The organism is Ruegeria sp. CG11, from assembly GCF_056537245.1.
This window is the reverse complement of the sequence record NZ_JBQFRE010000007.1, coordinates 123507-138388: the sequence shown is the minus strand read 5'-3', so window position 1 is coordinate 138388 and position 14882 is coordinate 123507. Positions and strand designations below refer to the sequence as shown.

10 protein-coding genes are annotated in these 14882 nt (G+C 58.0%); 8 read left to right on the top strand and 2 right to left on the bottom strand.

The window, feature by feature from the left end; all coding sequences use genetic code 11:
* The first annotated feature begins 5 nt into the window (after window positions 1-5).
* From ACR0KW_RS15940 to ACR0KW_RS15925, 4 genes are read left to right on the top strand one after another with little or no spacing between them, the layout of a single operon-like run.
* Window positions 6-1529: an ArnT family glycosyltransferase gene (locus ACR0KW_RS15940; RefSeq protein ID WP_480805884.1), complete on the top strand. Its 1524-nt coding sequence runs from the start codon at window positions 6-8 to the stop codon at window positions 1527-1529.
* Window positions 1526-2521, top strand: a complete 996-nt coding sequence (locus ACR0KW_RS15935; RefSeq protein WP_480805883.1) for a glycosyltransferase family 2 protein — start codon at window positions 1526-1528, stop codon at window positions 2519-2521. The genes ACR0KW_RS15940 and ACR0KW_RS15935 overlap by 4 nt, the downstream gene beginning before the upstream one ends.
* Window positions 2518-2913, top strand: a complete 396-nt coding sequence (locus tag ACR0KW_RS15930) for a GtrA family protein (RefSeq protein WP_480805882.1) — start codon at window positions 2518-2520, stop codon at window positions 2911-2913. The genes ACR0KW_RS15935 and ACR0KW_RS15930 overlap by 4 nt, the downstream gene beginning before the upstream one ends.
* A 42-nt stretch (window positions 2914-2955) precedes the next feature.
* A complete protein-coding gene (locus ACR0KW_RS15925; RefSeq protein WP_480805881.1) occupies window positions 2956-3507 on the top strand; it encodes a cytochrome b in 552 nt (183 codons plus the stop codon).
* Between the two features lie 422 nt (window positions 3508-3929).
* Here ACR0KW_RS15925 and ACR0KW_RS15920 read toward each other — a convergent pair whose 3' ends face one another.
* Window positions 3930-7007, bottom strand: a complete 3078-nt coding sequence (locus ACR0KW_RS15920) for an efflux RND transporter permease subunit (protein WP_480805880.1) — start codon at window positions 7005-7007, stop codon at window positions 3930-3932.
* Window positions 7000-8118, bottom strand: coding sequence for an efflux RND transporter periplasmic adaptor subunit (locus ACR0KW_RS15915; protein ID WP_480805879.1), 1119 nt, complete (start codon window positions 8116-8118; stop codon window positions 7000-7002). Before ACR0KW_RS15915 ends, ACR0KW_RS15920 begins: the two co-directional genes overlap by 8 nt.
* Window positions 8119-8347: 229 nt before the next feature.
* Between ACR0KW_RS15915 and ACR0KW_RS15910 the strand changes: the two genes are divergently transcribed.
* The 4 genes from ACR0KW_RS15910 (at window position 8348) to ACR0KW_RS15895 (ending at window position 14293) form a co-directional block, all read left to right on the top strand.
* Window positions 8348-9385, top strand: coding sequence for a sensor histidine kinase (locus ACR0KW_RS15910; RefSeq protein WP_480805878.1), 1038 nt, complete (start codon window positions 8348-8350; stop codon window positions 9383-9385).
* Window positions 9382-10047 carry a LytR/AlgR family response regulator transcription factor gene (locus ACR0KW_RS15905; protein WP_480805877.1) on the top strand — a complete coding sequence of 222 codons (666 nt, stop codon included), beginning with the start codon at window positions 9382-9384 and terminating at the stop codon, window positions 10045-10047. The genes ACR0KW_RS15910 and ACR0KW_RS15905 overlap by 4 nt, the downstream gene beginning before the upstream one ends.
* A 108-nt stretch (window positions 10048-10155) precedes the next feature.
* On the top strand, window positions 10156-11250 hold the full coding sequence (locus ACR0KW_RS15900) for an efflux RND transporter periplasmic adaptor subunit (protein ID WP_480805876.1): 1095 nt from the start codon (window positions 10156-10158) through the stop codon (window positions 11248-11250).
* Window positions 11243-14293: an efflux RND transporter permease subunit gene (locus tag ACR0KW_RS15895; RefSeq protein WP_480805875.1), complete on the top strand. Its 3051-nt coding sequence runs from the start codon at window positions 11243-11245 to the stop codon at window positions 14291-14293. Before ACR0KW_RS15900 ends, ACR0KW_RS15895 begins: the two co-directional genes overlap by 8 nt.
* The last annotated feature ends 589 nt before the right edge of the window (window positions 14294-14882 follow it).

Below are 14882 nucleotides of genomic sequence, written 5' to 3'. Positions count from 1 at the left end.
GCAAAGTGTCGGAAATCACCAATTATCAAATTGAGGGGACAACTGAAGAAGCCCCTGAAGAAAAACTTTCGCTTTCTCACACGGACTATCTGACTTTGCTCGGTCTGCTTGCCGCGGTGGCGGTCGTCCGACTTTTGGGCATTTTCACGCTGCCCTTCACGGATACGACCGAAGCCCGCTACGCCGAAATTGCGCGCAAGATGGTTGAGATGCAGGACTGGATCACACCGCAATTTCAATATGGCGTTCCGTTCTGGGGAAAACCACCGCTTCACACTTGGCTGTCCGCCGCAGGTATGGAAATGTTCGGAGTGAATCCATTCGGGGCACGTGTACTGATCTTCGCGTGCGCCATTGGCCTGCTCTACATGCTTTACCGTTGGGTTCGTTCCCAAATGGGAAGCGGAGTGGCTCTGGCATCGACAGTCATCCTGTCCAGTTCCGTTTTGTTTTTTGCCGCATCGGCTTTTGTCATGACCGATCTGGTGATGACGTTGGGTGTCGTTCTGACGATGGTCTCATTCTGGCGCGCTCTCAACTCTGACGATGATGCGTTGATCCACGGGTTATTAGTCTTTGTCGGACTGGCTATCGGACTGTTGGCAAAGGGACCGGTGGCGGTCGTGTTGTGCGGTATTCCCCTGACATTCTGGGGACTGGTATCCGGGCGTTGGCGTGAGTTTGGCAAACTGCCTTGGGTGCGAGGAATTGCACTCATGCTAGCGCTGACGGCTCCGTGGTATATTGCTGCCGAACTCAAAACCCCGGGTTTTCTGAATTACTTCATCATCGGCGAACACTTCGAACGGTTCACCGTGCCTGACTGGCAAGGGGATCTGTACGGCAACGGCCACGAACGCCCCAAGGGTGCGATCTGGGCAGATTGGATAGTGTCCTTTCTTCCTTGGTCCCTGGCCTTCATTCCGCTTTTGTTCAAATCCCGCAAGGTGGCCAGCGCGGTAAGAACGGACCACTCCGGCTGGCGCAGCTACCTGTTGCTTTGGGCCATGTCGCCGATGATCCTGTTTACCGCTTCTGCAAACATTTTGGCCGCCTATACCCTGCCCGGGTTGCCCGCTGCCGCGGTACTGCTGGTTTGTCTTTACACGGATGCCTGGGGTCGAAAACAAAAGCGCGCGCAGCGGGCCTTGTTCATTGTCTTTACTACATTCATCACCATTGTTGGCGGCCTGTATGCAGTGTTGGCCAGTGTGGCACCACAGGAAGTCAGGCTGCGCAGCGAGCGCGAATTGGTCGCGAAACTGACCGAAATTGATGCAGATGCTTCGCTGTACTATCTCGAATACCGCAGCTATTCGGCCGAGTTTTATACGCGTGGGCAAGCCAAAAGCGTGGCCAGTGTTCAGGACCTGAAACAGCTGACTGATGAAGCCTACGCGCTTGCCGTCCCTCAGCGGCTCGAGGCGAAAAATGCCGAACATCTAAACAACAGGTTCCAGCGGATCGGCCAGTATGGTCGGCATGTCCTCTACTATCGGTCCACTGAGCTCGCGGAGGCTGGCCGATGAGCTATCCGGAACAAGTCAGTTTTCGCTCTCCGACTCCGATAAGTTTGGTTGATTGCCGCCCGGACCTGAGTTTTGTGATCCCGGCCTTTAACGAAGAGGGAAGCATTCGCGCCACGCTCATAGCAGTTGCCGCCGAAGCCACTCGACTGGGCAAGACTTACGAAATTGTCGTGATCGATGATGGCAGCGTTGACTCGACCTATGAGCAGGTCGTCGCGCAGGGTGATGAACTGCCCATATCGGCGATCCGGCTTTCCCGGAACTTTGGCAAGGAACAGGCAATGTCTGCTGGCTTGTCGCGTAGCCGCGGCAATGCAGTGGTGATCTTGGACGCTGACTTACAGGAGCCCATTTCGACGCTGGAGCAGATGATCGCGCGGTTCGAAGAAGGATACGATGTTGTTTATGCCGTTCGCGCGCACAGGGATGACGAAAGCGCTCTCAAGCGGACGTTGACAAGAGGGTTCTACAAACTGCTGAGTTTCGGCAGCGAATGCTCGATCCCGGTTGATGCACGTGACTATCGCATCATGGACCGCAAGGTTGTGGATGCTCTGCTCTCACTGCCGGAACGCAACAAGTTCATGAAAGGGCTGTTCAGCTGGGTTGGATTCCGGTCCATTGCTGTGCCCATCGAACTGCGCCCGCGCTACTCGGGTGTAAGTAAATTCAGCCTGCGCCGCCTGTTCCGGTTGGCGTTGACAGGGTTGACCTCATTTTCGGATTGGCCACTGCGCATCTGGACGTTGATCGGGCTTTCCATCGCCAGCTTATCGATGTTGTTCAGCTTCTGGATCGTGTTCAAGACTCTGCTTTGGGGTGTAGACGTTCCAGGCTTTGCCACGATCACCGCGGCCATCTGTTTCCTGGGTGGCCTGCAATTGATGTCGATTGGGGTTCTGGGTGAATACCTGTCGCGGGTCTTTTCTGAGGTGAAGCAACGCCCGGCATACATCGTGGCGGAAGAGCAAATCGCGGGGCACATGGGATGAGCTTTGCGGGCCAAATTCTGCGCTTCTCGTCGGTTGGGGCGGTTGCAACTGCGGTCCATTACGGTATCGCATTGGGTTTTGCCTTGCTCGATGTGGTTGCGCTGTTGGCGAATGCCGCGGGTTTTGCCAGTGCCTTGGTCGTGGGGTTTCTGGGCCACTACAATTTTACCTTTCAACACAGCAGGACCGGAGCAAGGCAACCATTGGTGCGGTATTGCGTCTTGTCGCTCGGCAGTTTTGCGGCGGCTCAGGTGCTGCTTTGGGGGCTTGTCCAACTGCCATGGATGTCGGCGCAGGTCGCGCTTTTGATCATCATGGTTGCGGTGGCCGGGTCCAACTATCTGCTCAGCCGGTTTTGGGCCTTCACGGCGGCAGCGCCAGAGCCCGGATGAGATCAAACCTTTCCAATTTCAAAAACCAAGCGGAGACTAAAAGTGAAACCAGTCAAATATGCGCTGACGGCCAGACTATTGCACTGGGCCATGGCGATCGGCTTTCTGGCCATGTGGGCCAGCGGCTTCTACATGACGACCCTGGCCGCCGAGGATTCTCCTGTCGAGGAGCTCCTCTTCGACCTACACATCTCAACCGGTGTGACACTGGTGGGGCTGATGATACTGCGCCTCGTGGTGCGCGCGACCAACACCGCTCCACCGCTGCCGGAAGGAATGCCAAAGCTGGATATCAATCTGGCACATCTGGGCCATGTGGCTCTGTACGTGCTGCCGGTCTGCGTGCTGCTGATGGGCTGGTCCGAAGTTGACGTGGGCGGACACCAAGTCCGCTGGTTCGGTGTCAATATGCCCAAGATCTTCCCCACAATGGAAACCCTTGGGGGGATCAGTATGGAAGACCTGACCGAGACGCTGCACAAGTGGCTGGCCTATATCTTCCTGGTGGTTGTTGTCGGTCACGTGGCCGCGGTCTTCAAACACAAGCTGATCGACGGTCATGACGTTCTGCCGCGAATGTCGTTCCGGAACTAATTCGTAGATTGCTCCGTTGCGTACCCTAAAATTGCTGCGGAGCAATCATTTCAAGCCATTGGGTGATCCCAGTTTCTTCTCCTTAAGCGGCCGTGGGCATCCGACATCAGGCTGAGGCAGATCATGCATCTGTGGCAATGGGCACTTGCAATTCGAACCACCCCGTTTGTTACGGCTATAGACTCAACCTCGAATGGGTCTTGCAGTCGCCTGATCAGCTCGCTCTTACCTCCTATTCCCGCTTGAGCGTGGAACAGTACTGATCAGGGCCTGGAAATTCCTTAGAGCTGTGGTCGCCAATTTTCGAAATCTGACACTAGCTCTTCGATCCGGATTCGGACCAATCCTCCTCCAGTAAAGTAGTCCGCCGTAAAGTTTACGAAAACAGAGGACCACGCAGGCATCGGAACGAAGCCCTCAGATCATTTGCTAGTTTGCAACCCACCGGGTTCAGTTTCCTTTCCAGACGTATCAGGGTTCCGGCTGTCACGCGCAATTAACAGGTAGAGCGCGGGGGTCAGGAACAGGGTGAACAGGCTCGACAGGCCCAGGCCTACAAAGATGGTCCAGCCAATGGCAGCACGGGCTTCAGCCCCGGCACCGCCGGATAGGATCAGTGGCAGCGAGCCTATCATGGTCGATAGCAGCGTCATCGCGATGGGACGAAGGCGCGTGCGGGCTGCTGCTTCGACTGCGCCGCGCAATTCGAGTCCGTTCCGGCGCTCCTGATCGGCAAATTCAACCAAAAGGATTCCATTCTTCGCCATCAGGCCAATCAGAAGTACAAGCCCAATCTGCGAATATATGTTCAGTGTTACACCAGTGACCATCATGGCGGCGATGGTCGCGGCCAGGCCGAATGGAGTTGTGCTCATTACCACAAGCGGGCTGGTCAGGTTTTCGAATTGGGCGATCAGCACAAGAAATACGATGACGATAGCAAACGCATAGGTCAGCAGAATGTCGCGATTGGTTTCCTCGAATGTGCTGGCCTCGCCAATCAGCAGCATGTCGATACCCGTTGGCAGAACCGCGTCCGCAATTGTCCTTAGCTCGGCGATTGCCTGACTGATGGGCATGCCGCTGAATTCGGCCTCGACCTCGATGGCGCGACGTTGCGCAGTCCGTTCCAGTTCGGCTGCGATGCCGGTCTGTGACAGGGTGGTCAGACTGGACAGCGGTACCGGGCTGCCCGAGGTCGAGGTGATATAGACATCGCGCAGATCAGACGGGTCCTGAATCAATCCGGTCGGCGCGCTCAGCACAACGGGAACGGCCTGATCATCGACATCGAGGTCCACCAGTTCCGAACCCCCGACCATCACTCGCAGGGTCTCGGCCAGTACATCCAGCGAGACGCCCAGATCCGACGCGCTCTGACGGTCGATAGCCAGCGACATCTGCGGTTGGGTGGGATTGTACGAAATCTCGACATCCTCGAACGGCCCGTCCTCCATCGCGACAGACAGCGCCAACGCGGCCTCGTGGATTTTCGGGTAGGTCGGCCCGGTCAGCGCCAGCGAAATACCCGCCCGGCTCGACCAGTCGGTTTCGAAACTGCTGCGCCCGAATGCGCTGACGTCGGACCCCGGGATTTCGGCCAGCGGGGCGTCCAACGCGGCGATGATATCCTCCTGCGCCTGACCGCGATCCGCCCAGGGGGACAGCGTGACATTGGCGACAACTCGGTTCGGGTCATAGCGTCCGACGATTGTATAGATCGACTGAACCGGCCCGTCCCGAAGCAGGGGTAACAGCGCCTGCTCGACCGCGTCGGCCTGACCCTGCATGTATTCGATACCCACGCCGTCCGGCCCCGAGGCGAAGACCTCGAGCGCGCCGCGATCCTCGTCCGGGGTCAGTTCGCTGGTCAGGGACGGCAGCTTGTACGCGACGCCCCCGGGAAACCCAAGGCACAGGATCACGAACAGTACGGGACGGTTGAGTACATGGCGGACGGCAAACAGATACAGGTTGCGCAACGCGTCGCCGAACCGTTCCAACAGCGATGCGCAACCGGTCTTTCGCGTCAGATCGGTCCGGGCCGCCAGCGCAGGCACCAGGGTCAATGCAACGAAGGACGAGATCGCCACGGCAACGGCCAATACGATGCCAAACTCCCGGAACAGCCTGCCGGTAGTCGAAGGCAGGAACGAGATCGGGATGAAGACGGCGATCAGCACGGCAGTTGTTGCCAGAACCGCAAAGAATACCTGACGTGTACCGGCGACCGCTGCGGTGCGGCGGTCTTCGCCCAGTTTCTGGCGGCGCTGGATATTTTCCAGCACAACGATGGCGTCATCGACTGTCAAGCCCGTGGCCAGAACCAGCGCCAACAGGGTGATCAGATTGATGGAAAACCCGAACAGCCAGAAACCTGCCAGACTACCGATCAACGCGGCCGGAATGGCAAGGCTGGGGATCATTGTGGGGCGAAAGCGGCCGAAGAACAGCAGGATCGACAGGATCACAATCATCGTGGTCAGAACCAGCGTCCGCAGCACCTCGGCCGTTGCGCTTTCGATGAACACGGCCTGATCAGAGGTGATGGTAAAGGTCAGGTCGTCATATTGGGTTCCAAGCTGTTCGACCACCTCGCGGACCCCCTGGGAAATCTCGACCGTGTTCGAGTTCGCCTGACGCACGATCCCCATGCCGACCGCCGGTTCCCTGTTCAGTCGCACGAAATTCTGCGCCTGAGCCGGGGCAAAGAACGCCTGCGCCACATCGCCGATACGAATGCCATCGCGAATGATGATCTCTTCGATCATATCCTCGGAAATGGCCGACGCCTCGGCCCGCACCAGCAGTTCCTGATCGCGGGACACATAGCTGCCCACGGGCACGTCATACGGCGCGTTACGAAGCGCATCGGCGACCTCGGTGACAGACAGGCGGTATCGGTTGAGCTGCAGCGGATCGAGCGCGACCCGCAACTGCCGCTGGCGCACGCCGAACAGTTCGACGCTGGCAACGCCGGGAATTGAATAGAACCGCGGTGCGATGTCGTTTTCGATCCGCTCGCTCAGCGCCATGTGGTCGAACCTGTCGGGAACCACCGCGATCTGCACCACAGGCTCGGCATTGGCGTCGGATTTGACGATGGTCAGCTTTTCCATCCGTGCAGGCAGGTTTTCCTGAACCCGGCTGACTGCCTCCCGCACATCGGTCGCTGCGGTATCCATGTCGACACCCGGCTCGAATTCGACCCTGATCCGGGTGCTTGCCTCTTCGCTGGACGCTTCGATGGCGGTGACACCGGAGACACGGGCCACTGCGTCCTCCAGCGGGCCGGTCAGTTCCGCATCAACCGTTGTCGGGGCCGCGCCGGCTAGTTCTGCCTCGACCATCACGATGGGACGGTAGACATTGGGCAGTTCACGCACGTCCAGAGCGGTCAATGCCGCAAGACCCGCGATGGCGATCAGAAGGTTGAGAACCATCGCCAGCAGCGGGCGGCGCACGGAAACAGAAGCCAGATCTTGCCGGTTTTCAGTCATTTGAGGTCAACTCAACGCCGCCAGAGGTCTGTGCGGACTGGTTCGGAACTTCGATGAGGTCGCCTTCACGTACCTTCTGCACGCCTTCGGTGACGATGAACGCACCCGGGGGCAGATCGGCATCGATCCAGACCTGCCCGTCACGCCTGCGGATGACGGTAACGGGGATGCGATGTGCAGCGCCATCGTCCACACGCCAGAGATATGCGCCACGGCTGCCCCAGAGGATCGCTGCCTCGGGCACGACAGGGAATGATCCCGTATCTGAGTCGACAGAGACCCGGAAGCTCATGCCCGGTTTCATCCAGGGCAGGGGGGCCGCGATCCTTGCCCGCACGCCGAATGTCCGCGCCAGCGGATCGATGCGATGCGAAATCACCTCGACGCTGGCCTGAAAAGCCTCGTTGCCGTTCATCGGCGTCACGGGTATTTTGTCACCTACCCCAAGCGCACCCACGGCGGATTCCGGCAAGGCGAAATCGACCAGCAACGCAGACGAGTCGTCCAGACGTACAATTTCGGTCGTTGGGGTGATATGAGCCCCCGGATGCAGATCGATCATTCCCAGGGATCCGTCAAAGGGTGCCGTAACATACCGGCGGGACAAGGCCAGCTCCGCCTCCTGCAAGGCCAACTTCGCCGTCTCCAGATCAATTTCGGCTGTCTCTTTCTGGGCCACGGGAACAGCGCCCCTGGCGTCCAGAGCCTCGACCCGATCGAAAACCTGCTGAGCGGCCCGCAGTTGCACCTGTGCCTGCTGCACGGAAAGCTCTTCCTGGGCCGAGTCCAGCTTGAGAAGTTTCTGACCGCTTTGGATCTTTTGACCCGAAACCACGTAAAGCGCCGCGATATTGCCTTCGGACTGTGGCATCAGCGCCGTGGTCTGCGCCGCCCGCGCCGTGCCAATGGTGACATGGCTTCGCTTGTCGGGACTGTGCTGTATCTGCGCGACCGTCACACTGGGCGCATCCGTTCCGGCATCATCGTCCCGGCCCTGGGCCGCAGCACTTGTGACTCCCACCAGAAACAGGGCACAGCCAAGGGCCAGACTGCGGTTGAAAGCAGACAGAGTTGCAAAAAGCGGCTGTCGTATGCCAGATTTTCTTTTCATTTTGTCTACAACTCCATGCTGCGACGAGAGTCCCAACTCGTGCCCGTGTTGCACAAGAAAAATAGGGCAGCGCGGGGCGGAACACCCTTGATTTTCGATGAATGGCCAAAGAACCGGGTTGGGCGCAGTCAGATTGTCGTTCATCGAGTGTTTTGGGCCGTTCGGCGAAAAATCATGCTGATTTCCGTCTTCGCCTTGACCTGTCGCGACCAACCATTGAATTGAAACTATGAGCGAAACAACATCCGGCGAACGCGGCGCGTCATTTTCATTTCTGGGGCCGAACAGCGTGTTCATTCTGGCCTGTCTGCTTTATGCGGTCGCCTTCGCGACGTCCGAAGCAGACTTGCGGTTGTCGCTGCCGGATGCGCTTTTTTTGCTGCTGCGCATCGCCCTGGCCGGAATCGTCGTGTTTCTGTGGCGGCCGATACTGTTGCACACAAACCGCCCACTGGCTTTTTTGTCCGCCACTTTGGGAACAATCGTTGTATTCGCGTTTCTTGATGAGCTGGTGGATGTGTTGCTATACCCGCCGGGCAGTGAACTGTATTCCATGGACTGGGACGGATTTTCGTGGGCCATGCTGAATGGCTGGACAGCTGTTGTAACGATACTTGCCCTGGTGTTGTTCGTTGACGGTCTTGAGGAGCGGCGGCGACTGGCCCAGTTGGAAAAGCTGGAAAAAACCGCCCAGCTGGCCGCGCTGCACCAACAGTTAAACCCGCATATCCTGTTAAACGGGCTGAACAATATCTATGCTTTGATCAGCAGCAAAAGTGACCTCGCCGCAAAAGCCGTTCTGGAGCTTTCAGACATTCTGCGTTACGCGCTGTATGAAACGGACCAGCGCGCCGTGCGGCTCAACCGTGAGATCGAATTGCTGCGCAATTACATCGCAATGCAAGAACTGGGCCTGGACGGGCGGGTCGACGCCTCGTTCGAAATATCGGGGCAGGCAGAAGATCTGGTAGTCGCGCCGCTGATATATCTCCCGATAGTCGAAAACGCCTTTAAGCATGGGGCAAACATCGACCAGACCGAACCAGTTGACTTGCGGTTCCATCTGTCCGTCGATGACAGAAAAATCCTGTTTGAAAGCACCAACCCCTGTTTCGACCATGACGATACTTCGGTTACTCGGGGGGTTGGGCTGGAAAACGTCCGCGCACGGCTTCAGTTGGCTTACGAAGACCGGCATGTTCTAAAAATCCGGCGGGAAAATGGTAAGTTTCTTGTTACACTGACGCTTTTCGGGGATCCGAAATGAAACTGGCTTGCATTGTTCTGGAAGATCAGGCCCCGGCCCGCCGCCTGCTGGAAGATTACGCAGCCCGTCACCCCGATCTTACCATCATCGGGTCGACAGCCTTGACCTCGATTGGCCGCGAGATGCTGGAGGCGGAAGATGTCGATATCCTGTTTCTCGATCTCAGCCTGCCACAGGCGGATGGGTTTGCATTTCTCGGTGCGCTGACCGACCCCCCGGTGACTATCGTCACCACGGCCTTTCCAAATCGTGCGATAGAGGGCTTCGAGGCGGGGGTGGCCGATTATCTGGTCAAACCGATCTCATACGAACGGTTCTGTGCCGCAGTTGAACGCGCCAAGGTGTTGTGGGACGCTGCGGCGACGAAATCCATCGAGATTCAAACGGGAAAGTCCTCCTTTCAACACGTCAATCTAAAAGACCTATTCTGGCTGAGCGCGGATGGGGATTACGTGAAGATCCACACCCGCGCAGGGGATTTCCACGTCTCTGGTCCATTGTCAGATTGGCAAAGCAAACTGCCGGAAAACAGTTTCGCGCGCATTCATAGAAGTCATATCGTGAACCTTAGACATGTCCGGCAGAGAACGGGTAGCAGCCTAGTTGTCGCAGACACGGTTTTTCCGGTCGGCCGGAGATATTCCAGGAATCCGCTGCTATGAGGCGAGGTGGTTGGAATATTGGTATTGTCCGCCATAAGATGGCGTCATTGAAGTTCAGGAAAATTAGTAAGTTAAACCATTCCAGAAATTGAGATTGCAGAGGTTCAAATGGCTGAAATTCCTTTTCCCATCGCATTCAAGAACCTGTTCTTTGGCCTTTCGGTTTGGCTGTCAGTTGCAGCACCACAGATTGTACACGGCGCGGATGAGCAGGCGAGCGCTTCGGATACGTTGCCCGGCAACGCCATTGTGGTCACGGCTGAAACTGTTCGCCTGACTTCACCGGTATCAAATGTGCAGTCCATCGGCACCGGAAAAGCGATACGATCGATCACGATCACGGCGGAAATAGGGGGCACGATCGAGGTCATTCACGCCAGGCCGAATGATGAAGTGAACGCCAACAGTCCGATCGTGACTCTGCAGCGCAAAACCCAGCAAATCCTGCTGGACAGCGCCAAAGCCGAGTTTGACAAGCAAAACGCTGCATTTGAAAGGCTGGAGAGGCTGCTATCACAGAACAGTAGCGCCGTTTCGCAATCTCAGGTTGACGAGGCCCGTGCCGCGCTGGCCGTGGCGCAGGCGAATGTCGCCGAAGCCCAGTATGAGTACGACCGCCGTGTCATTCGCGCGCCGTTTGCCGGTCAGATAAACCTGAACGATCTGTCGGTCGGCAGCTACCTTCCGCAGGGGGCAGAGATCGTCAATCTGGTCGATGCCAGCAGTCTTCTGGTGGAATTCACCGTGCCCGAGACCGCGGTGTCGAGACTTGAGACCGGCATTCAGGTCCGGCTTCTGACGCCGGCCTTTCGCGGGCGCGTGTTCGAAGGCCGGGTGACGGCCTTTGACAGTGCGGTGGACGAAGAATTCAGAACCGTTCGTGTCCGGGCCGAGTTACAAAACCCTGATGCCATCCTGCTGCCTGGCATGACGTTCAGCGTCAGCATCTCAAGCCCCGAACCCGCGATGCCAGTCGTTCCGGCGGTCTCGATCCTGTGGAGCCAGGACGGTGCCTTTGTCTGGCGTCTGGGCGACGACAACGTGGCTGATCAGGTCGATGTTACGCTTCGGCACCGCGAGAAAGACAGTGTCTGGGTCGAAGCCGACCTGAAGGGCGGCGACAGGGTCGTCAGGGATGGCGCATTCAAAGTCAGCCCGGACGCGCAGATCGTCGTTGAAGGGGCGGAGGCATCCGATGGCTGATCCGGCGCAGCACGCGGGGTTCGCTGCGGTCTTTGTCAAACGCCCGATTCTGGCTCTGGTGGTCAATCTGCTGGTCGTCATCGCAGGGCTGGCTGCCCTATCCGGTGTGGAAATCCGGGAATTGCCGAATGTATCCCAGGCGGTGATTTCGGTCAGAACCAGCTATCCCGGCGCGTCGCCCAGCACAGTCGATGCCGAAGTCACATCCGTTCTCGAGGATGCACTGTCGCGCCTTGAAGGCTTGCAGAACACCTCGTCGGCGTCGGTCTACGGCAGCAGCAGCATCACGCTCGAGCTGGATGCAAGCACGGATATCTCGGCCGCAGCGAACGAGGCGCGCGATCTGGTAGCCCACGCCAAAAGGAACCTGCCCGATGATGTCGAAGACCCCATCGTGCAGAAAAGCGATGCGGATGCTGATCCGATCCTGCGGCTGGCCCTTAGCGGGTCACTAGCCTTGACGGATTTGACCGATCTGGCAGAAAACCTCGTGGCGGACCGGTTGCTGAGCGTGGACGGCGTTGCCGAAGTGCAGGTCACGGGCGGGTTTGACAGCATCATGCGGGTGACCTTTTCCCCGGTGTCCATGGCCAGCCGGGGCATCTCGCTCGCCGATACGCGCGCGGCGCTGGCCAGTGCCAATCTCGATGTCCCGCTAGGGGCTTTGAAAACGAACGAACAGTCACTGGTCGTCAGATCCATCGCATCGGCAACAACCGAAGAGGCCATTTCCGCGATCCGCCTCAATCGCGAAACGGTCATCGGTGACATCGCTTTCGTTCAGTTCACTGCCGATGAGCCGACCATGCTGACGCGCATCAACGGCCAGCCATCCGTGGGCCTGAACATCATTCGGCAGTCTCATGCCAACACCCTGTCCATTTCTCAAGGCATCCGAGCTGCGATTGAAGAATTGCAGGCAGCCCTTCCGGCAGACGCCAATCTGACCATCGTCTCGGATGACGGCGTCTTTGTGGAACGTTCCATCCGGGGCGTGACGACCAGTATCGGTCTGGCCGTGCTGATCGTCATCGTGGTGATATTTCTGTTTCTCCGATCCACCCGGGCGGTTCTGGTGCCCGCCGCCGCTGTACCGATCGCGCTGGTCGGAACGCTCGCCGCGATCTGGATGGCCGGATTTTCGGTCAACACGATCACCTTGCTCGCGCTGGTGCTGGCCACGGGGATGGTCGTGGACGACGCAATCGTCGTGCTGGAAAATATCGTGCGCCACAGAAAGAGGGGCCTTGGGCCCGTCGATGCGGCGATTGTAGGCACCCGCGAAGTGTTCTTTGCTGTGGTGTCGACGACCGCCACGCTGGCGGCGGTGTTCATTCCGATCTCGTTTCTTCCCGGTCAGGCCGGTGGGATTTTTGCGGAATTCGGCTTCGTACTGGCCTTTTCGGTGGCACTGTCCTCGTTTGTTGCGCTGACGCTTTGCCCTGCGCTCAGCGCGCTGGTGGACCCGGGCAAACCCGCCCTGTCGCGCCCGAAAAAACTGGCGCCCTCCGGCCCCGCGGCGACCTTTCTGGCCACCTACACCGGCTTGATCGACGCCGTGCTGCAATGGCGTCTGCCGGTAGTGGGCGCGGCACTTGCCTTTACGGTCGCCTCGATGATGGCCTATGGCATCATTCCGAAAGAAATCACTCCGCCTGAGGATCGCGGTGCGATCATGATTTCGATGCGAATGCCTGCGGCTGCTAGTCTGGATTACACCGACGCGCAGGCGGCAGTGGTTGAGCGTATTCTCCAACCCTACCTTGCCTCAGGCGAAGCTGTCGCCGTGCAGTCGCTGGTGGGCCTGCGGTCCACAAACACAGCCATCGTGATCGTGCGTCTGGCCCAGTGGGAGGACCGCAGCCGGAGCCAGCAGTCCATCGCCGCCGAGATTCGGCGTGCGGTCAACCGCATCCCCGGTGCGATCATTTCCATGCGCAGCCCCAACAGCCTGGGCATTCGCGGGGCAGGGCAGGGGGTTCAGTTTGCGGTTGTGGGCAAAGACTATGACAGGCTCAGCCAACTCATGCGCGATCTGGTGTCCCGGATGGAGGGCGACGCAGCATTTGCCAGCCCGCAACTGGCCAGCGAGGTCACTCAGATGCAACTGCTGCTGGAGATTGACCGCGATCAGGCGGAAAACCTCGGGATTGAACCCCGGGCCGTTACCGACACGCTGAACACGGTGATTGAAGGGACAAAGGTCTCAGAGGTGTTTCTGAACGACAGGGCGGTTGAAATACGCCTTGAGGTCGGCGGGCGCCCGGTCAACGATCAGGGCGATCTGGAGCGCGCCTTCATGCGTGCGAATTCGGGTCAGTTCATCCCGATTTCAGCGGTTGCCAATCTTTCGGTAGCGGCCTCGGCAACAACCGTCAATCGCGAGGCCCGCGAGCTTGCGGTCGCCGGGCAGGCAAATCTGGGCAGCGGTATCGATCTTGGAACCGCAGTCGCCCGCCTCCAACAGATTGCGCCAGACCTATTGGGAACCGAGGGCCGTCTTATCCTGTTGGGCGAAGCGTCGACCCTGCAAAGCGGGGAAACGACAACCCTTCTGGTCTTTGCTGCGGCGCTTCTGGTGGTTTTCCTTGTCCTGTCGGCGCAGTTCGAGAGCTTTCTCAGCGCGGCGATTATCCTGATTACCGTACCCTGCGGCCTTGGCACGGCGTTGCTGGCCATTTTTGTCACTGGTGGGAGCATCAACTTTTACAGTCAGATCGGATTGGTTGTGCTGGTCGGTATCATGGCCAAGAACGGCATCCTAATCGTCGAATTCGCCAACAAGCAGATCGAGACCGGTAAATCGGTTGATCAGGCCATTCGAGAGACCATGCAAATCCGGCTGGTCCCCATTCTGATGACCATGGCCTCGACAATTGCCGGCAGCATCCCGCTTGTATTGGGAACCGGTGCCGGAGCAGAGGCGCGCAACGCAGTAGGCTGGGTGATCGTCGGGGGGCTGGGCCTTGCAACTGTGTTCACCTTGTTCCTAACACCTGCGATCTACAGAATTCTCGCACCTTGGAGCCAATCCACTCGGTAACTGAAATCGGCGTTCAGGTGCGTAAGACTTAGGGTCAGGAATGTCACTGACATCCTTCATGCACGCCGACGAGATGGGCATATCGGGATCTCATCGAACAAGCACCTTGTTGGCATCCAATGCGTTGCCAGCGAACAGAAGCACGTAGCCAAAGGACCTCGATCCAGGTCCACCATTGCAAGCATGGCAACCAGACTAGAGTCAGCAACACTGCTACGTCAGATCAGGAGTCCTACGAAAAATCACTAGATTGGCAAGGGACCTTCAAAGCGAAAACACTCCCATCGCTGATGACATCGTTGCATTGGCAGACGTTCTTTAGTTTCCTGCTTCAAAATTGATGCAAGTTTAGGTCCCAGCCCGCTGATTTCCGGTAAGCATGATTGTCCGCTCAAAAAACTGACCGGTGACATGTTTGATCCTTTTCGATTGAGCGATGCGCTTAGAATGCGTCTGGAGATCAAATACCCAGAGTTCTAAGGACATGCGGACGTCCACGACCGATGAGTGCGGAGCAGAACTATTTTTTACTGCAATTGGTTACTGTGCCGCGGTGCGCCAAAGGAGTATGGCCCGTACAAGAAGCAGG